This window comes from Pseudomonas sp. GG8 (genome assembly GCF_052976945.1).
In genome coordinates this window covers 2728622-2746471 of sequence record NZ_JBRIIP010000001.1, presented here as the reverse complement: position 1 = coordinate 2746471, position 17850 = coordinate 2728622, and the positions used below count along the sequence as shown (strand labels likewise).

Sequence of the window (17850 nt, the reverse complement as noted above, 5' to 3'; positions counted from 1 at the left end):
GACCGGTAAACCCCGACACTGGCGACCCGCAGCCAGTCTCGGAGACCGCCATGCTCGATTTATTTCACACCCCCAGCGAGCTGATCATTCGGCGCGATTACGGCGTGCTCGACCCAAACTGTCATGCTGACACCCAAAAATTTCATGGCGGTATCGGCTCTCTGGATTTGCTTCGTGTATTGCGCGGCAGTCGTCAGAAAAAACGCCCGCTGTCCCTGAACGTGCAGTTACCCTCCAGCCTGAAACCTTCGGTGTGCTCCCCGCGCGATATCGCGTGTGAGCGCAGCAGTATCGGACAGTACCTTCAACGACTGGAGCACGAGATCGATTTGGTCGGTTGCCACCTGGGTGCAGAGCAACGGGTCGAGCAGTTTCATCTGGCCGGCGGTACACCCGCGATTGCCGATGTGCAGCGGCTGATGAGACATCTGCGCAACAGGTTCAACTTTCTCGACCATGATTGCGGCGACTACAGCATTGAGGTAGATCTTCACCATACTGACTGGGCGACTATGGGTTTGCTGCGCGATCAGGGCTTCAATCACGTCAGTATCGGTGTTCCGGACATCGGTATTGACAGCGAAATGTCAGTTGCCTGCTATCAGAACCCGGCCCCGATCCAGTCGCTTATCGATGCCGCTCGCACCTTCGGCTATCGATCCATCAATGTTGATCTCGGTTATGGTCATGCATGGCAGACGCCCGAGAGCTTTGCGCTGAAGCTGGCGACCATTATCGCGCTGGAGCCGGATAGACTCCAGGTGTTCGACTATGCCCAGCCGCCACAACGCTATCGGCCGGTGATCGGGGACAACGTCGGAGCGCCGTGCAGCCAGGACGATAAAAGTGCGATGCGCCAGATATGTTTTGAGCAACTGGGTGCTGCAGGCTACCACTACATCGGCTTGGGGCAGTTTGTCAGGCCCGATGATGATCTGGCGATCGCTCAGGAAAGAGGCCGGTTACGCCGTAACTGTCAGGGCTTCACCAGCCACGGCTATTGCGATCACGTCGGCTTCGGGATAGGCGCCATCAGTCAGATTGATGATTTGTACGCGCAAAACACTGACGATCTGCAGCACTACCAGCGACAACTGGACCGGGGGCAGCTGACAACCTGTCGTGGCTGGCGCTGTGAGGCCGGTGATCAGGTTAGAGAAATGGTCATGGAGCGCCTGGCGTGTGACCTTGAACTGCATATCCATGCCATCGAAACGCGTTATGGACTGATTTTTCGCCAGTACTTTTCATCCGCTTGGCCTTTGCTGGAGCAATTGAGTCGGGATGGGTTGATTGAGCTGTCAGACCGTTTTATTTGCATTCTTCCTGCTGGTCGGCCGGAAGTGGATGCCATCTGCAACCTGTTTGAAAAGGATTTGGGCGATGCAAGGCATTAACCCAACTGAGAGTTGATTGATCATGAATTCTGCGTTTGATTTCAATCGAGCCCTGGTCGAAAAGTATGACCGCCCAGGGCCGCGCTATACCTCTTATCCCACCGCGCCACAGTTTCATCAGGCGTTTGCCGTCGACGACTACCAGCGTGCCGCCCGGGACAGTAATCAGGCGGCCGTTCCCAAGTCGCTGTCGGTGTATATCCACATTCCGTTCTGCAAGAGCCTTTGCTACTACTGTGCCTGCAACAAAATCATCACCCAGAAAACTCATCGCGCCGTCGAGTACCTGACGTACCTCAAACGTGAAATTGCCATGCAGGCGGCCTTGTTCGACAGCACCCGCAAACTCACGCAACTGCACCTGGGCGGTGGCACGCCGACGTATTTGACCGGTGAGCAGTTGGCTGACCTGATGGACTGCCTGCATCAAGCCTTTGATATGGATGACAGTGATGATCACGAGTTCTCCATTGAAGTCGACCCGCGCACCATCAGCACCGAGCAGATTCAATCGCTGCGCCAGTTGGGCTTCAATCGCCTGAGCTTCGGCGTGCAGGACTTCGATCCCGAGGTGCAGGCCGCAGTCAACCGTCAGCAAAGCGAGGAACAGATTTATGCGCTGGTCGCAGCCGCTCGTCAGGCTCGATTCAAGTCGGTAAGTGTCGACCTGATTTACGGCCTGCCGTTGCAAACCGTAAAGAGTTTCGATGTCACCCTCGGCAAGATCATCGCACTGCGCCCGGACCGGATTGCCGCCTACAGCTATGCCCATCTACCGGAACTGGTGCGCGCGCAACGGCTGATTCGCCCAGCGGACATGCCGCCACCTGAGCGCAAGCTGGAGTTGCTTGAACTGACCATCCGCCGTCTGACCGAGGCCGGTTATGTCTATATCGGCATGGATCATTTCGCCTTACCGGAAGATGAGCTGGCGTTAGCCCGTGCAAACGGCACCCTGCAACGCAATTTTCAGGGCTATTCAACCCATGCCGACTGCGATTTGATCGGCCTTGGCGTATCCGCTATCGGTAAGGTCGGTGATAGCTACAGCCAGAGCGTCAAGGAGCTTTCCCAGTACTACGCGCGTCTGGATCAAGGGCTATTGCCTGTGCATCGAGGCTACAGGTTGAGCGCCGATGACATGCTGCGTCGCGAGCTGATCAGCGATCTGATGTGTCACGGCCGGATCAGTTTCGAAAAATTTGAAACGCAGCATGGCATACGCTTTACCGAGTACTTTGCCGATGCGCTGGCGCAACTGGACGAGCATGTTAGCGACGGGCTGCTGCAGATTCACGAGGATGTGTTGGTGCTATTGCCGCGAGGGCATTTGATGATGCGCAGTGCCGCTATGGCGTTTGATGCCTATCTCGGCGGCGAGCAAAAAGGGCAGTTTTCACGCACCGTTTGACGGCGATCAAGTTTGCCGGCCATGCCGCTTGCCAGGTTGTCATGGGCACCCGTAGCGTGGCCCTCACACTCGCTGTTGAGTCCTGCTTTTGCATGAGGTGCCCATGGACCGTACGCATTCTTTCGAACACAAGGCCGAACCGTTCTACCAACCACTGGACAATGAAGAGACGCTGTTCGAGCAAGCCTGGCGACATGGCATGCCGGTCCTGATCAAAGGCCCCACGGGCTGCGGCAAGACCCGGTTTGTTCAGCACATGGCCCATCGGCTGAAACTGCCGCTGTACACCGTGGCGTGCCACGACGACCTGAGCGCTGCCGACCTGATCGGCCGTCATTTGATTGGTGCACAGGGCACCTGGTGGCAGGATGGGCCGCTGACCCGTGCGGTGCGTGAAGGCGGCATCTGTTACCTCGACGAAGTGGTCGAGGCGCGTCAGGACACGGTGGTGGTCTTGCATCCGCTGGCCGATGATCGTCGAGAGCTGTTCCTGGAGCGCACCGGGGAGATTCTGCAGGCGCCGCCGTCCTTCATGCTGGTGGTGTCTTACAACCCCGGTTACCAAAACCTGCTCAAAGGCATGAAACCCAGCACCCGACAGCGCTTCGTGGCGATGCGCTTCGGCTATCCGCCGGTGGCCGATGAAGAGCGCATTGTCGCCAGAGAGGCCCAGGTGGACGTCGCGCTGGCGGCGCAGGTGGTCAGGTTGGGACAGGCCCTGAGACGGCTGGATCAACATGACTTGGAAGAGGTCGCATCCACCCGGTTGCTGATTTTCACGGCAAGAATGATCCATTCCGGGATGAGCCCGCGTGAGGCGTGCATGGCCTGTCTGGCTGAACCGCTGAGCGATGATCCGCTGACCGTTGCCGCGCTGATGGACGTGGTTGATGTCCACTTCTCCTGAAACCGCTACCGCGTCTCAGGGACATTTACCGGGCGATCTGGCGATGTGGTTTTTTATCCTCGCCGAGCTCTCGGTATTCGCGATCCTGATCCTCGTGTTCGCGGGGACCCAGGCACTGAAACCCCAGATGTTTAGCGAAAGCCGCCAGTTGCTAAACAGTTCCACTGGGTTGGCAATGACCTTGAGTCTGCTCACCGCAGGACTGTTCGCCGCGCTGGCTCAGGAACAGGTCAGGCAGTCGAGGGCCGGTTGCGGCGCGGTCTTTCTGCTGGCGGCGTTGCTGGCTGCCAGTGTCTACGTGGTGTTGAAGCTCACTGAATACCGGCATCTGCTTGCATCAGGGCTGGGCCTGGAACACAACACGTTTTTCACCCTGTACTGGATCCTCACCGGGTTTCATTTCCTTCATGTATTACTCGGCATGCTGATTCTCGGATGGCTCGCCGAGCGTTGCCGGCGTCGTCTGTATTGCGCCAACAACTGCAGCGGGCTGGAATCCGGCGTGCTCTATTGGCACATGGTCGATCTGATCTGGGTGGTGCTGTTTCCGCTGGTCTACATCCTGAATTGACGAGGTACTCATGTCTGCTTCCAGAGTTTTGGTCGCCTGCTGGGCAGGGCTGGCCACGCTGAGCGTGTGCACCGTGGTGCTGGGGCATGCCGGAGCCACACTGCTGCTGTCCATCGCCATCTTGCTGGTTGCAATCGGCAAGGCCTGGCTGATCGCCGACGGCTTCATGGAAATGCGCCACGCGCCGCGACTGTGGCGCAGGTTGATGTTGAGCTGGGGAGTGGTTCTGGCGGCTGGGGTCGGACTGACCCTGGTGTCGTAGCCGCTGAGCGCAGGCAACGCCAGGCGGACCGAACACGGCATTGGGGCCGATTCTATGGCATGGAGATTTATACCCGACCAAAACCATCGGACTTTCTTGATCGCCATCAAGCAGGTTTCAACCCTTAGCTTCCTATCATGGACAGGCCAAGCAAAGAGGAAGCGGCTATGTCAGAGACCTTCACAAAAGGCATGGCCAGGAATATCTATTTCGGGGGAAGCGTGTTCTTTTTCCTGATATTCCTGGCCTTGACCTATCACACGGAACAGACCTTTCCAGCGCGCAGCAATGAAGCGCAATTAACCGAATCAGTGGTGCGCGGCAAGTTGGTCTGGGAGCAAAACAACTGTGTCGGCTGCCACACATTACTGGGTGAGGGCGCCTACTTTGCGCCTGAACTGGGCAACGTGTTCCAGCGTCGCGGCGGGGAGGAGGGCTTCAAACCTTTTCTGCATGCCTGGATGAAAATGCAGCCGCTGGGCGTACCGGGCCGGCGAGCAATGCCCCAGTTCAACCTTAGCAATCAGGAGGTTGACGACATCGCCGAGTTCCTCAAATGGAGCTCGAAAATCAACACCAATGGCTGGCCGCCAAACAAGGAGGGCTGAGAGATGAGTATTGCTAATCCACATCTGAAATTCGCCTCGCAAGCCGTTGCCAAACCTTACTTCGTGTTTGCCCTGATTCTGTTTCTCGGTCAGGTGGTGTTCGGTTTGATCATGGGTCTGCAATACGTGGTGGGGGATTTTCTGTTCCCGATTATCCCCTTCAACGTGGCGCGGATAGTGCACACCAACCTGCTCATCGTCTGGCTGCTGTTCGGCTTCATGGGGGCTGCCTACTACCTGATTCCGGAAGAGGCCGACCGTGAACTGCACAGTCCGAAGCTGGCACTCATCCTGTTCTGGGTATTCGCCGTCACCGGTGTGTTGACCATCCTGGGGTATCTGCTGGTGCCCTATGCGGGGCTGGCCAAGCTGACCCATAACGAGCTGCTGCCGACCATGGGCCGCGTTTATCTGGAGCAGCCGACTATCACCAAGATGGGCATTGTGCTGGTGTGCCTGGGCTTTCTCTACAACATCGGCATGACCCTGCTCAAAGGTCGCAAGACCACGGTGAGCGTGGTCATGATGACCGGGCTGACCCTGCTTGCAGTGTTCTTCCTGTTCTCCTTCTACAACCCCGGAAACCTGGTCCGCGACAAGTTCTACTGGTGGTGGGTGGTGCATCTTTGGGTGGAAGGCGTATGGGAGCTGATCATGGGCGCGATGCTGGCTTTCGTACTGATCAAGATCACCGGGGTAGACCGGGAAGTGGTCGAGAAATGGCTCTATGTGATCATCGCCATGGCGATGATCACCGGGATCATCGGCACCGGTCACCACTACTTCTGGATCGGTGCGCCTGAGGTCTGGATATGGGTCGGTTCAATCTTCTCCGCACTGGAGCCGCTGCCCTTCCTGGCCATGGTGATCTTCGCTTTCACAACGGTAAAGAACCGTCGTCGGCAACACCCGAACCGCGCGGCGACGCTGTGGGCCAAGGGCACCACGGTGACGGCCTTCTTCGGTGCTGGCGTCTGGGGGTTTCTGCATACCCTGGCACCCGTCAACTTCTACACCCATGGCACGCAGTTGACGAACGCGCACGCTCACCTGGCCTTTTTTGGTGCCTACGCGATGATCGTGATGACCTTGATCAGCTATGCCATGCCACGCTTGCGCGGCCTCGGTGAAGCAGCGGACGAGCGCTCGCAGACCCTCGAAATCTGGGGGTTCTGGTTGATGACCCTGTCAATGGTGATGATCACGCTGTTTCTCACCGCTGCCGGTGTCGTCCAGATCTACCTGCAACGCTGGCCGGTTGATGGCAGTGCGCTGCCGTTCATGGCCACTGTCGATCATCTGCAAGTGCTGTTCTGGGCCCGTCTGGCCAGCGGTGTCGGTTTCCTCGCAGGGCTGCTCTGTTATCTGTTCAGTTTCAAGCAGCGTGGTCGCGCAGCCATGCGCGACCCGGCCGCTGTTGTCCCTTCATGAGCCGGTACAACGGCTAGAAAAGGTCGGCCCGGCTGATACAGCGGGCCGTTTTTTTGGTGTCCAAAAAGGACGAATCCCATGGCCTTTACCGTCGAACTGGAAGAGTGGGTAGGCAGTGTCTGGCATCGCTTCATCACGCGGCGCGCCAGCCCGGATTTCCCGGAAGCGCGGGTCGAGCTGGTCAGTCAGCAACGACCGCTGGCGCTGTTGTTTCGCGCCATGGGCGGCGCCAGTGGCATAGGTTTGGAAGCCGCCAGCGACCGTGATCTGTTGCTGCGCCGCAACGTGCTGCAGCAGATCGCCGGTACCTGCAAGCAAGTGCCATTGGCCTGGTGCGACGAGAATAATCTTCGTCTACCGTCGAGCCTCGCGGTCTTCCCTGAGGTCGCATTGAATGAGGAACTCTATCGTTGGCTGGCGCTGCTGGCGGCACAGGCCGGCCAGATGCGTCACTGGGGTCGGGACAATCAGCGTTGGACGCAGATGCTGCTGCAGCGCTACCCCGCGTTGCATTCTCGCTATAAACGCCTGGTCGATGCCCATCTGCAATTGCGCCCGGATCCGGCATCGTTGTGCGCCGGCGAAGCGGCACTGGAGCGGGCGCTATGCCAGGCGTTGCGCGTACCGGGCAGTGTCGAACATTTTCCGCGCTGTGAACGGGCGGCTTGGCCGCTGCCGTTGTGGCTATACCCACCGCAGCACCTCGCAAGTCCGCAGGCCGCCGATCTGAGCGAAGAGTCGGAAGAGTATCTGGCTACGCCTCCCGGCGAGCAGAAAGGCGGACGCAAGCGCGCCAAGCGGATTGACGAGAGCACTAGCAAAGGCGGGCTGTTGGTGGTGCGTCTGGAGAACCTGTTCAGCTGGACCGAACACGTGGATCTGGATCGTTGGTCGGACGACAGCGAAGACCCGGACGCCGCCAGAATCGCCGAGGACCTGGATGAGTTGACCCTGTCGCGTACGCGTCTGCGCAAAGGTGGCGGCCTGAAGCTGCACCTGGACTTGCCCCCGGCCGATGTCGACGATATTCCGCTGGGCGAGGGCATCAAGTTGCCGGAATGGGACTACCGCAAGCAGCAGATGCAGGACGGCTTCGTCAATCTGCAAATGATGCTGCCGCGCGATGGCGAGGCGCAACCGTTGCCGTTACGGCTGAAGGCCTCGGCGCACCGTTTGCGGCGTCAGTTCGAGCACTTGCGCAATGACCGCCAATGGTTACGCCAGCAACCCCAGGGCTCAGAGCTGGACATGCAGGCCTGGCTGGATTTTCACGTTGAACGTGAGCATGGTCAGTGCGCCGAACGGGGGCTGTTTATGGAGCAGCGGCAAACGCGTCGCGACTTGGCGTGTCTTTTGCTGGCCGATGTGTCGATGTCCACCGATGCCCACCTGAACGATGAGCATCGCGTGATCGATGTGGTCAGGGACAGCCTGCTGCTGTTTGGTGAAACCTTGTCGGTGCTGGGGGATGATTTCGCCCTGTACGGATTTTCCTCGCTGCGTCGTCAGCAGGTGCGCATGCAGGAGCTCAAATCGTTCACCCAACGTTATGACGACAACACTCGCGGCCGAATTCAGGGGCTTAAACCAGGCTATTACACGCGTATGGGCGCAGCCATTCGCCAGGCCACGCAACTGCTGAGTGGCTGCAAGCGGCGGCGCAAACTGTTGCTGCTACTGACTGATGGCAAGCCCAATGATCTGGATCTCTACGAAGGTCGCTACGGTGTTGAAGACACTCGCGAGGCGGTGTTGGAGGCGCGGCGTCAGGGATTGACGCCGTTCTGTATCACCATTGACCGCGAGGCCGGCGATTACTTGCCGTATATGTTTGGCGCCAATGGCTACACTTTGATCCGCCAGCCTGAACAACTACCCCTGCGTTTGCCGCAGCTGTATCGCCAGCTGACTCAGCCTTGAGCCCAGGCCTGAACATCGCGGTGCGGCTCAATTGATGCTGCGCGGCAGCCAGAAAAACATCGTCACGCAAAAGATCGTCAGGCCGATGCAGAACCACATGAATCGGCGCTGCCGACGTTCTGAGGCGTGTTCGGCCAGCGCCGGCAGGGGCATGCCGCATTGGAGGCATGCGGGTTCCTGTGAGGGGTTGGCGTGTTGGCAATACAGACAGGTTGGCATGATACTCACTCGAATTGCTCCAGGCGCAGACGATCGAGAATCTCGATCTGGCGACCGTCTTGAGTGATGATTTTTTCGTCGATCAAGCGGCGGATGATTCGTGAAAACGTCTCCGGCTGGATCGAGAGATGCCCGGCAATCAGTTGTTTGGCCATTGGCAGTTCGAATTGGCTGTCAATGGTTTGCAGGCGCATCAGTTGCGTCAGCAGATACCGTACGACCCGGTGGGTCGCATTTCTCAGCGACAGGGTTTCGATCTCGTTGACCCGTTGGTGCAGGCGTACACACAACTTGCCGAGCAAGGCGAAGGTCAATCGACTATTGCTCTGCAGCAGGTGCATGTAGGTGTTGTTGGATATTCGGTAGAGCTGAGTGGGGCAGACCGCTTCGGCCGATGCTACATAATTTGGGGTATCCATCAGCATCATCGCTTCGGCGAAGGTTTGCCGATCGCCGATGACTTCAAACACCTTCTCCTGCCCGTCGGGCGTCAGGCGGTAGATCTTCACCGCTCCGGCAATCACGAAATAGAACGAGTCCGCCAGCTCACCCTGGCGAAACAGCGGCTCGCCTTTGTCGATGCTCAGCAAGTGGCTGGTACTCATTAATTCATCCATCTGTTCTTCATTCAATGGCTCGAACAAATGATGACTGCGCAGAATTTGGTGGTGGACGCGATGAAGCACCATAAAAATTCATCCTGAAGGTTGGGGAGAGGGACGGCTATCAGGTCAAATGAGGCCTAGAGACACACCGCTGGCCACGGCCACGATCGAGGTCAAAACCACAAACCATGCCAGTGGCTGAATGACTTTTTTCATGACGACTCCGGGTAATCGAGTGGGGGGAAGTTTCTTTGAAAGTCTTCATGCTTGAGCAAGACGCGGGCCATGCCCGGAGGCCCTTATTTACGGCGGGTATCAAAGACCGAGGTTAAAAACACCCTGTGATTTATGGTTAAAAAAACCATTAAATGGTCAATTTTACCCTGCATGATTCAGCTGTCATGGTGAGAGTGCTTGTCTCACTCGCCGCAGGCGGGGCGGCTCGGCCCTGATTGGCTTTAGGGCACGCCCTTTGCAGACTCGTATTGGGCTACAGACGGTCAATCTAACCCCCCGACAGTTTGCAAGCTTGATGTGTGACAAATATCGCTCATCGTTAATACCAATGATTGAACTGGGATTTACCCGCTGGCAGTAAGGTAGAGGAGTGGCTTTATGCAAGTACTTGACCGCCGTACAGCGATGGCGATTGTGCCGCTGTTACGCCTGGCCTTCAGGCCATTTTTCCTGGTCGGCTGTCTTCTGGCGTTGCTGGCCATACCGCTCTGGCTGGCAGCCTTGAGTGGCGCGGTATCCAGTTGGCAGCCTGCAGGCGGTTGGCTGGCGTGGCATCGGCATGAGCTGCTGTTCGGCTTTGCGTTGGCAATTATCGCGGGTTTTCTGCTGACTGCCGTGCAGACCTGGACCGGTCGTCCTGGCATCAGCGGCAGACCGCTGGCGGCTCTGGCGCTGGTGTGGTTGTTCGCACGACTGGCCTGGTTGGCGAATGTGCCGTGGCCACTGCTCGCTGTTCTGGAACTGGCTTTCCCGCTGGCGGTGGCGGCGCTCATGGGCTTCACCCTCTGGAAGGTGCGGCAGAAACGGAACTACCCGATTGTGTTGGTGTTGCTGCTATTGACCGCGGCTGACGGGTTGTCTGTGTACGGCCTGGTTGACGGCCATGAAGGCTGGCAGCGTCAAGGCGTTCTGACTGGCATCTGGCTGGTGGCGGCGATGATGGGTTTGATCGGCGGGCGAATCATTCCGTTTTTCACCCAGCGCGGCCTCGGTCGGGTCAATGGCGTTGCCGCCTGGCCCTGGCTTGATCGCTTGTTGTTGGTGGGCTCACCGTTGGTGGCGCTGTTGTATGCCGCCGGACCTGCGCTTAACCCCAATGTATGGGTCGGCCTGCTGTTTGCAGTGTTGGCAGCAGGGCATTTGCTGCGTCTGGTTCGCTGGCATGATCGGGCGCTCTGGCGCGTGCCGTTGCTGTGGTCGTTGCACCTGGCCTATGGCTGGTTGGCGGTGGCCTGCGTGGGCATGGCGTTGTGGCATTTCGGTGTGCCGGTGAACCCGAGTCTGGCGGTGCATTGCCTGACGATAGGTGCCATGGGCGGCTTGATTCTGGCGATGATCGCGCGGGTCACTCTGGGGCATACCGGTCGTGCGCTGGAGCCGCCGTCAGGCATGACCCTGGCGTTTATTTTGCTGAACCTGGCATGTCTGAGTCGGGTGGCGCTGGTGCTGTTGTTTCCGTTGGGGGCGTTATGGCTGGCGGGGCTGTGCTGGGCGTTGGCGTTTGCGCTCTATGCCTGGCGCTATGGACCGATGCTGCTACGGACCCGGGTTGATGGCCATCCAGGATGAGCAGACGAACTGACGGAGGTTGCCAATGATGTATCCCTTTTTGCTGGTCACTCATCTGCTGGCGGCCATCGCCTTTATCGGCACGCTGTTTTTCGAGGTGTTCATCTGGCATTCCGCCCGCCAGCAGTTGGCGAACGGTGGGCAACTGATGGCGGATCAGGCGATTGCGGTGCGCTCGCGCAAGGTGCTGCATGGGGTGGTGTTGCTGTTGTATGGCGCTGGCATCGGGCTGGCGTGGCAGCACCGTGGTGTATTGAGTGAGCCGCTGGCCAGCAGTTTTGGCACGCTATTGAGCCTGAAAATCGTTCTGGCCTTGAGCATCATCGGGCATTACTTGCTGTTGGCGTATTGGCTGAAAAGCGCACGGATGACGTCGGTCCGCGCCAACTGGATTCGCCGCAGCATTCTTGGCCACATGCTGTTGATCGTGATCCTGGCCAAGGCCATGTTCTATTGGCACGGTTGATCATCTCATCATCTTAGCTTTATCCAGCCCAGGAAAAACCCGCGTCAACCGGTTGGCTGACGCGGGTTTTGTAGTGCAGGCAAGTGATCAAAGGCGAGGGTTCAGGGCCTTGACGAACAGCACGTTGTTTTCCAGATGGATGTGCTGCATCAGGTCGTCTCGAAATTCTAGCAACCCGCGATAGAGGGCGCGCCAGGTATTGCAGGCATCGGCAGGCGGGGTGATGTTGTCGGTCAGGGCGAGCATTTTGTCCAGGGCTTCACCGTGTTGATCATGTTCAAAGCGCAGCACCTGGATCGGTGGTGCGGCCCGGGGGCCCATTCCCTGTTGCAGCATCGGGAAGAGCACTTGTTCTTCCTTGAGCATGTGGCCCTCGAGTTCTTGCTGCATGTCCCGCAGGTGGTCGGCCAGGCCATTGGGGCAACTGCTGCGTGCACCATGGACCTGCTCGACACGGCGGGCCAGGCGGATCAGTTCCGGCAGTTGCTCGCGGTGGCGGGCGTGGTAGCGCGCCAGGATATGGGCGATCAACAGTTCCTCGGTTTCGTTGCGCCAGTCATGTTGGGTTTCACCGGCGTCTTGCAAGGCGTGGAGCGCGTCGGCAATCAGTTGGGGATCGAGGCCTTTGCCGAGGGCTGCTTCACGCAGGCTTTTTTGCCCGCCGCAACAGAAGTCCAGATTGAAGGCGTGAAAAGTCCGGGTGGCGCCGGGAATGTCGCAGGCCAGTTGGCCGAGACTTTGGTCCAGAAGGGTCAGGCTCATCGGGTTTCCTTTTAGGTTTCACAGGTTCCCAACCCTTTTTGCATCCGGCATGCCATAGTTAACGTATTGAAAATATTCGATTAATTTTTTGTTGTGGTGATAAGTACCCTGGCAGCCTAGGGTGAACAGAACCATAAAGGGTGATTATTACCATGCTGCGTGAAAGCCTGGCTGCTGACTTGATCGTCGAGCTGCCGAATGCCGTGCGTTTGCAACGGCTCGTCCACACCCTGCGCGAGTACTTCCACAGTGGCGCCGTGGGGTTGCTGCGTCTGGATGATGACAGCCTCAGGCCAGTCGCGACGGTAGGACTGGTTCACGAAGCGCTGGGGCGGCGGTTTGTCATCGCCCAGCATCCTCGACTGGCGGCGATCATGGCCTCACGCGAGCCCACCTGGTTCGAGCCCGACAGCCGCCTGCCGGATCCCTATGACGGCTTGCTCGACGGCCATGTCGGCGAACCGTTGCCAGTGCATGACTGCATGGGCGTGAGTCTGTATGTGGAAGGGCGGATATGGGGCGCTATCACTCTCGATGCGCTGCATGCCGGGACCTTCGACAGCCACGCACGGGAGGAGCTCAAGCGTTGTACGTTGCAGATCGAGGCCGCTGTGCGAGTGACCCGGCTCGAGCAGGAAAATCGCAGCTTGCGCTTGTCCCGCAGCGATACTCAGGACGTGCGGATGCCCGCTGAGGAAGGTGAAATTCTCGGTCAGAGCGACGTGTTGCGCCAGTTGCTCAATGAACTGGAGGTGTTGGCCGATTCCGAACTGCCGGTGTTGCTGCTGGGCGAAACCGGGGTCGGTAAAGAGCTGTTCGCCCGGCGTTTGCATCGTCTTTCACGTCGGCGTCACAAGCCTTTGGTGCACGTCAATTGCGCCGCCTTGCCGGAATCGCTGGCGGAAAGCGAGTTGTTCGGGCATGTCAAAGGAGCTTTTTCCGGGGCGACCAGTGATCGTGCCGGGCGTTTTGATGCAGCCAACGGCGGCACGCTGTTTCTTGATGAGGTCGGGGAGTTGCCATTGAGCGTGCAAGCAAAATTGCTGCGCACGTTGCAAAACGGCGAGATCCAGAGGCTGGGCGCCGATAAGCCGCTGCATGTCGATGTACGGATCATCGCCGCGACTAACCGACACTTGCCGGACAGCATTCGCGACGGCTTGTTTCGTGCCGATCTGTATCACCGTCTTTCGGTGTACCCAGTGCCTATTCCGGCCCTGCGCGAACGCGGTAGCGATGTGTTGATGCTGGCTGGGCATTTCCTTGAACTCAATCGGGCGCGGCTGGGCCTGCGCGGTTTGCGTCTGTCGCCAGCGGCCGAGCGCGCGCTACTGGGCTATGCCTGGCCGGGCAATGTGCGTGAACTGGAACATGTGATCAGTCGAGCCGCGTTGAAGCAGTTAAGCCGCGGCACCAGTCGTAACCTGATCATGACGCTGGAGCCCGAGATCCTGGATCTCGACAGCGCGATGGGGTCACAGGGCTCGGTTGCCAAGTTGCCGCTGGATGCTGCGCCTGACGTGCCATTCCAGCCCTTGGGCGAGGCTGTGGACGATTACCAGCGACAAAAAATTCTCCACGCCTTGAGCGTGTCTGGGGAAAACTGGGCCAGTGCCGCACGGCTTCTGGAGGTCGATCCCAGCAATTTGCACAAACTGGCCCGGCGTTTGCGGCTCAAGTGAGGGACGGCTGCTGGGTGTCGTTGCTCTGTGTTGATGGTGGTCAAGGTAGTGTCGCGCAGTGGCTTGCACACTGGGCAGAACCTTCTGGAGATCACCACCATGCCCCTTTCCCTGGCTGAAATGCGCCGTAGTTACACCCGTGATGGCCTGCAAGACGATCTGGCGATAGACGATCCTTTGGCCTTGTTCCGACAGTGGATGCAACAAGCCCGTGAGACCGAGAGTGCCCCCGTCGAGGCTAATAGCATGGCCTTGGCGACGGTTGACAGCGCGGGGCGACCACATTGCCGGATTCTGCTGCTCAAGGGTTTCAGCGATGAAGGCTTTACGTTTTTCGGCCATTACCAGAGTGACAAGGGGCTGCAACTGGCGAGCAATCCCTGTGCTGCCATGACTTTTTTCTGGCCCGGTCTTGAACGTCAGGTTCGTATTGAAGGCCAGGTGTCCAGGCTCGACCCGCAGCTCTCGGATGCTTACTTCGACTCCCGCCCGCTGGCCAGCCGTCTGGGTGCCTTGGCTTCACCGCAAAGCCGTCCAGTGGCGAGTCGGGCAGCGCTGGAATCCTTATTGGCAGAAACCGAACAGCACCTCGTCGGCCAGACGTTGCCGCGACCCGAGCATTGGGGCGGTTACTGCCTGCATCCTGAACGGCTTGAATTCTGGCAGGGGCGTGCTGATCGCCTGCATGATCGTCTCGACTACCGTTTGCAGAATGGCGTGTGGCAACGAAATCGTTTGGCGCCTTGAGCCCAAAAGATCGTCCGGATACTTGGCCGGCCGGCACTGACCCGTTGCCCTGTCGAGGTACCTCCTTGGAGGAATAGGCTCGATCTGGATTCCGGTTCAGGCTGGGCCATACCCTCATCTACGGGAAGGCTTGGATATGGCCCATCTGGCGCAACGCACGTTTCAACCGCTGAACATCGCCGTACTGACCATCAGCGATACGCGAACCTTTGAGACCGACACCTCGGGACAGACGCTGACGGATTTGTTGCAAACGGCCGGGCATGTATTGATCGACCGTGATCTGGTCAAGGACGACATTTATCAGATCCGCGCAAAACTTTCCCACTGGATCGCCGACCCCAAGGTGCAAGTGGTACTGATGACCGGCGGCACCGGATTCACTCCTCGCGACAACACGCCGCAAGCGGTCCTGCCCTTGCTGGATAGACATGTGGAAGGGTTCGGTGAACTGTTTCGTCAGGTGTCTCTGGCGGAAATCGGCATGTCCAGTCTGCAGTCGCGGGCATTGGCCGGGATGAGCAATGGGGTGCTGGTGTGCTGCGTACCGGGCTCACCGGGCGCGTGCCGAACTGCCTGGGACAAGATCCTGCTCGGGCAACTGGACAGTCGCACCGGCCCATGTAATTTCGCGCCACATTTGAAGCAGCAGGCGCAGCAGGTGATTGACGCCTGCGAGGCACGCTCATGACCGGCCCGGTGTGCGACAGCGGCAACTTGATGCCTGTGGACGAGGCCATCAGCCGCCTGCTGAGCCAGGTACGGCCGCCGCCACCGGTGCAAAAGATTCCCCTGGATCAAGCCTTGGGGCGAGTGTTGGCAAGTGACATCCATTCCCCGGTAAACCTGCCGGCCTGGGACAACAGTGCCATGGACGGTTATGCCCTCAAGGCGTCTGACCTGCCACCGGCGGGCGGTTATCTGTCGGTGATTGGACGGATTGCCGCAGGGGCCAGCGACAGCTCGCCATTGTTGCCGCAACAGGCGGTGCGGATTTTTACCGGAGCGCCATTGCCACCGGGAGCCGATACCGTGGTGCCGCAAGAACGTTGCCGGGTCGAGGGCGCGCAAGTCTGGTGCCCACCGGTAAGCGTTGGCGAGCATGTGCGCAAGGAGGGCGAGGAAGTACGCCAAGGGCATCTGTTGCTCAAGGCGGGCAAGCGTTTGCGCGCACAAGAGCTAGGGTTTCTGGCGGGTGCCGGAATCGCGCAGGTCGAGGTCTACCGACCGTTGCAGGTGTGCCTGCTCAGCAGCGGAGATGAATTGCGAGAGCCAGGCGAACCGTTGGCGCCGGGGCAGATATACAACAGCAATCGTTACAGCCTCGCCGCGTTGTTGCGCGGTTGGGGCGTGGAAGTGCATGACTATGGGGTCATGGCCGATGAGTTAGCGACCAGCCGGCATGCCTTGAGCCTGGCTTCGTCGGAGTGCGACCTGCTGCTGACCTCTGGCGGCGTATCGGTGGGTGAGGAAGACCATATCAAACAGGCCATCGAAGCGCTGGGCAGCGTCGATTTTTGGCGACTGGCAATCCAGCCGGGTAAACCGCTGGCGTTTGGCGAAGTCGCTGGAAAACCCTGGATAGGCATGCCGGGCAACCCATCGGCGGCGCTGATTACCGCGCTGGTGGTCGTGCGTCCGTTTCTGCTCAGGGCACAGGGGGTCACTGAGGTGATGCCTGTGCCATTGGCCGTGCCGGCCGGGTTCGATTGGCTGCAGCGCAACAAGCGTCGGCAGTATCTGCGGGCAAAGCTGACCCCAGGCGCTGATGGGCAATTGAGCGTGGAGCTGCACCCTCAGCAAAGTTCGGCCATGTTGAGCGCCGCCTGCTGGGCTGACGGCCTTGCCGTGATCGAGTGCGGGCAGCAGGTTCTCAAGCATGACAACGTCATGTTCCTGTCCTTCGCCGACCTGATGCATTGATAGCAATTGATCACCGTCAATGCCCTGTCTACCGGTCTCGCTAGACTGGCAGCGCATTTTCGACTGCTCTGAGTCTGCGGACGGCAGGTATCCGCCGAGGGTCGAGACGAGTTCTTTCATGAGGATTACCCATGCAACTGGTCTGCCCGGCAGGGAACCTGCCTGCGCTTAAAGCGGCGGTGCGCCAAGGCGCCGATGCCGTCTACGTCGGTTTTCGTGATGACACCAATGCCCGGCATTTCGCCGGGTTGAATATGGACGACAAACAGTTCGACGCCGCCGTCGCGTTCATTCGCCAACATCAACGCAAACTCTACGTCGCGGTTAATACTTACCCTCAGCCCAAGGGCTGGGAGCGCTGGCAGCGGGCGGTGGATCGCGCCGCCGACTTCGGCGTGGATGCGCTGATCGCCGCCGACCCTGGCGTGCTCAACTATGCCAGTCAGCGTCACCCGCAACTGGCGCTGCACTTGTCTGTTCAGGGTTCGGCAACCCATGCCGCGGCGCTGACGTTCTATGCGCAGCGCTACGGTATTCGCCGCGCCGTGCTGCCTCGGGTGCTGTCGTTGACGCAAGTGCGCCAGGTTGCCGCCAGCAGTCCGGTGCCCATTGAAGTCTTTGGCTTCGGCAGCTTGTGCATCATGGCCGAAGGGCGTTGCCACCTTTCCTCCTACGTCACGGGCGAATCGCCGAACCTGTGTGGCGTCTGTTCGCCGGCCAAGGCAGTACGCTGGAGCGAAGACGCCCAAGGCCTGAGCGCACGCCTCAGTGAAGTCCTGATCGATCGCTACACCCCTGACGAACCCGCCGGTTATCCGACCTTGTGCAAAGGCCGTTTTCTGGTGGGTGGCAAGCGCTTTCATGCGCTGGAGGAACCTACCAGTCTCGATACCCTGGATCTGCTGCCGGAACTGGCGGCTATCGGCGTCGAAGCGGTAAAAATCGAGGGTCGCCAACGCAGCCCCGCCTATGTGGAACAAGTCACCCGCGTCTGGCGCGCCGCCCTGGATGCCCATCGCGGCTCGCCGGGCAGCTTTCGGGTCAAGGATGAATGGCGTCAGGTGCTGGCCGGTTTGTCCGAAGGCAGCCAGACCACATTGGGTGCTTATCATCGATCATGGCAATGAGGGACT

General features: G+C 59.1%; 18 protein-coding genes. 15 read left to right on the top strand and 3 right to left on the bottom strand.

Going from position 1 to position 17850, the window contains the following annotated elements; all coding sequences use genetic code 11:
• Positions 1-50: 50 nt before the first annotated feature.
• The 8 genes from ACVBEG_RS13160 to ACVBEG_RS13125 all read left to right on the top strand — a co-directional run bounded on the left by ACVBEG_RS13160 (position 51) and on the right by ACVBEG_RS13125 (position 8507).
• Positions 51-1397: a coproporphyrinogen III oxidase gene (locus ACVBEG_RS13160; RefSeq protein WP_447107819.1), complete on the top strand. Its 1347-nt coding sequence runs from the start codon at positions 51-53 to the stop codon at positions 1395-1397.
• Positions 1398-1419: 22 nt separating this feature from the next.
• Positions 1420-2808, top strand: coding sequence for an oxygen-independent coproporphyrinogen III oxidase (hemN, locus tag ACVBEG_RS13155; protein WP_447107818.1), 1389 nt, complete (start codon positions 1420-1422; stop codon positions 2806-2808).
• Positions 2809-2911: 103 nt separating this feature from the next.
• On the top strand, positions 2912-3715 hold the full coding sequence (locus ACVBEG_RS13150; RefSeq protein WP_330201070.1) for a CbbQ/NirQ/NorQ/GpvN family protein: 804 nt from the start codon (positions 2912-2914) through the stop codon (positions 3713-3715).
• Positions 3699-4286: a cytochrome c oxidase subunit 3 gene (locus tag ACVBEG_RS13145; RefSeq protein ID WP_447107817.1), complete on the top strand. Its 588-nt coding sequence runs from the start codon at positions 3699-3701 to the stop codon at positions 4284-4286. Before ACVBEG_RS13150 ends, ACVBEG_RS13145 begins: the two co-directional genes overlap by 17 nt.
• A gap of 10 nt (positions 4287-4296) precedes the next feature.
• Complete coding sequence (locus ACVBEG_RS13140; RefSeq protein ID WP_447107816.1) at positions 4297-4548, top strand: cytochrome C oxidase subunit IV family protein; 252 nt, start codon at positions 4297-4299, stop codon at positions 4546-4548.
• A 167-nt stretch (positions 4549-4715) separates the two neighbouring features.
• A complete protein-coding gene (locus ACVBEG_RS13135; RefSeq protein WP_447107815.1) occupies positions 4716-5156 on the top strand; it encodes a c-type cytochrome in 441 nt (146 codons plus the stop codon).
• Positions 5157-5159: 3 nt separating this feature from the next.
• Complete coding sequence (locus tag ACVBEG_RS13130; RefSeq protein ID WP_447107814.1) at positions 5160-6587, top strand: cbb3-type cytochrome c oxidase subunit I; 1428 nt, start codon at positions 5160-5162, stop codon at positions 6585-6587.
• A gap of 78 nt (positions 6588-6665) precedes the next feature.
• Positions 6666-8507: a VWA domain-containing protein gene (locus ACVBEG_RS13125; RefSeq protein ID WP_447107813.1), complete on the top strand. Its 1842-nt coding sequence runs from the start codon at positions 6666-6668 to the stop codon at positions 8505-8507.
• Positions 8508-8534: 27 nt separating this feature from the next.
• Here ACVBEG_RS13125 and ACVBEG_RS13120 read toward each other — a convergent pair whose 3' ends face one another.
• Complete coding sequence (locus ACVBEG_RS13120) at positions 8535-8726, bottom strand: protein DnrP (RefSeq protein WP_447108460.1); 192 nt, start codon at positions 8724-8726, stop codon at positions 8535-8537.
• Positions 8727-8731: 5 nt separating this feature from the next.
• Positions 8732-9415 carry a Crp/Fnr family transcriptional regulator gene (locus tag ACVBEG_RS13115; protein ID WP_322178858.1) on the bottom strand — a complete coding sequence of 228 codons (684 nt, stop codon included), beginning with the start codon at positions 9413-9415 and terminating at the stop codon, positions 8732-8734.
• A 531-nt stretch (positions 9416-9946) separates the two neighbouring features.
• Between ACVBEG_RS13115 and ACVBEG_RS13110 the strand changes: the two genes are divergently transcribed.
• Positions 9947-11137, top strand: coding sequence for an NnrS family protein (locus ACVBEG_RS13110; RefSeq protein ID WP_447107812.1), 1191 nt, complete (start codon positions 9947-9949; stop codon positions 11135-11137).
• Between the two features lie 28 nt (positions 11138-11165).
• Complete coding sequence (locus ACVBEG_RS13105; protein WP_322183112.1) at positions 11166-11603, top strand: CopD family copper resistance protein; 438 nt, start codon at positions 11166-11168, stop codon at positions 11601-11603.
• 87 nt (positions 11604-11690) lie between these two features.
• Here the strand turns inward: ACVBEG_RS13105 and ytfE are convergent, their stop codons facing one another.
• Positions 11691-12365, bottom strand: a complete 675-nt coding sequence (gene ytfE / locus ACVBEG_RS13100) for an iron-sulfur cluster repair protein YtfE (protein ID WP_447107811.1) — start codon at positions 12363-12365, stop codon at positions 11691-11693.
• 152 nt (positions 12366-12517) lie between these two features.
• On the opposite strand from ytfE, the gene norR reads away from it, so the two are divergent.
• The 5 genes from norR to ubiU all read left to right on the top strand — a co-directional run bounded on the left by norR (position 12518) and on the right by ubiU (position 17844).
• Positions 12518-14047 carry a nitric oxide reductase transcriptional regulator NorR gene (gene norR, locus ACVBEG_RS13095; protein ID WP_323566152.1) on the top strand — a complete coding sequence of 510 codons (1530 nt, stop codon included), beginning with the start codon at positions 12518-12520 and terminating at the stop codon, positions 14045-14047.
• Positions 14048-14146: 99 nt separating this feature from the next.
• On the top strand, positions 14147-14794 hold the full coding sequence (pdxH, locus tag ACVBEG_RS13090; protein ID WP_322178862.1) for a pyridoxamine 5'-phosphate oxidase: 648 nt from the start codon (positions 14147-14149) through the stop codon (positions 14792-14794).
• Between the two features lie 136 nt (positions 14795-14930).
• Entirely contained in the window at positions 14931-15485 is a 555-nt protein-coding gene (gene moaB, locus ACVBEG_RS13085) for a molybdenum cofactor biosynthesis protein B (RefSeq protein WP_447107810.1), read from the top strand.
• A complete protein-coding gene (locus ACVBEG_RS13080; protein WP_447107809.1) occupies positions 15482-16717 on the top strand; it encodes a molybdopterin molybdotransferase MoeA in 1236 nt (411 codons plus the stop codon). Before moaB ends, ACVBEG_RS13080 begins: the two co-directional genes overlap by 4 nt.
• A gap of 131 nt (positions 16718-16848) precedes the next feature.
• Positions 16849-17844 (top strand): ubiquinone anaerobic biosynthesis protein UbiU, encoded by a 996-nt coding sequence (gene ubiU / locus ACVBEG_RS13075; RefSeq protein WP_219060025.1) that lies wholly within the window; start codon positions 16849-16851, stop codon positions 17842-17844.
• Positions 17845-17850: the final 6 nt, after the last annotated feature.

Bases quoted from the DNA above. Each gene is read 5' to 3' on its own strand.
- ACVBEG_RS13160 (WP_447107819.1), top strand. From the start codon at position 51: ATGCTCGATTTATTTCACACCCCCAGCGAGCTGATCATTCGGCGCGAT.
- hemN (WP_447107818.1), top strand. From the start codon at position 1,420: ATGAATTCTGCGTTTGATTTCAATCGAGCCCTGGTCGAAAAGTATGAC.
- ACVBEG_RS13150 (WP_330201070.1), top strand. From the start codon at position 2,912: ATGGACCGTACGCATTCTTTCGAACACAAGGCCGAACCGTTCTACCAA.
- ACVBEG_RS13145 (WP_447107817.1), top strand. From the start codon at position 3,699: ATGTCCACTTCTCCTGAAACCGCTACCGCGTCTCAGGGACATTTACCG.
- ACVBEG_RS13140 (WP_447107816.1), top strand. From the start codon at position 4,297: ATGTCTGCTTCCAGAGTTTTGGTCGCCTGCTGGGCAGGGCTGGCCACG.
- ACVBEG_RS13135 (WP_447107815.1), top strand. From the start codon at position 4,716: ATGTCAGAGACCTTCACAAAAGGCATGGCCAGGAATATCTATTTCGGG.
- ACVBEG_RS13130 (WP_447107814.1), top strand. From the start codon at position 5,160: ATGAGTATTGCTAATCCACATCTGAAATTCGCCTCGCAAGCCGTTGCC.
- ACVBEG_RS13125 (WP_447107813.1), top strand. From the start codon at position 6,666: ATGGCCTTTACCGTCGAACTGGAAGAGTGGGTAGGCAGTGTCTGGCAT.
- ACVBEG_RS13120 (WP_447108460.1), bottom strand. From the start codon at position 8,726: ATGCCAACCTGTCTGTATTGCCAACACGCCAACCCCTCACAGGAACCC.
- ACVBEG_RS13115 (WP_322178858.1), bottom strand. From the start codon at position 9,415: ATGGTGCTTCATCGCGTCCACCACCAAATTCTGCGCAGTCATCATTTG.
- ACVBEG_RS13110 (WP_447107812.1), top strand. From the start codon at position 9,947: ATGCAAGTACTTGACCGCCGTACAGCGATGGCGATTGTGCCGCTGTTA.
- ACVBEG_RS13105 (WP_322183112.1), top strand. From the start codon at position 11,166: ATGTATCCCTTTTTGCTGGTCACTCATCTGCTGGCGGCCATCGCCTTT.
- ytfE (WP_447107811.1), bottom strand. From the start codon at position 12,365: ATGAGCCTGACCCTTCTGGACCAAAGTCTCGGCCAACTGGCCTGCGAC.
- norR (WP_323566152.1), top strand. From the start codon at position 12,518: ATGCTGCGTGAAAGCCTGGCTGCTGACTTGATCGTCGAGCTGCCGAAT.
- pdxH (WP_322178862.1), top strand. From the start codon at position 14,147: ATGCCCCTTTCCCTGGCTGAAATGCGCCGTAGTTACACCCGTGATGGC.
- moaB (WP_447107810.1), top strand. From the start codon at position 14,931: ATGGCCCATCTGGCGCAACGCACGTTTCAACCGCTGAACATCGCCGTA.
- ACVBEG_RS13080 (WP_447107809.1), top strand. From the start codon at position 15,482: ATGACCGGCCCGGTGTGCGACAGCGGCAACTTGATGCCTGTGGACGAG.
- ubiU (WP_219060025.1), top strand. From the start codon at position 16,849: ATGCAACTGGTCTGCCCGGCAGGGAACCTGCCTGCGCTTAAAGCGGCG.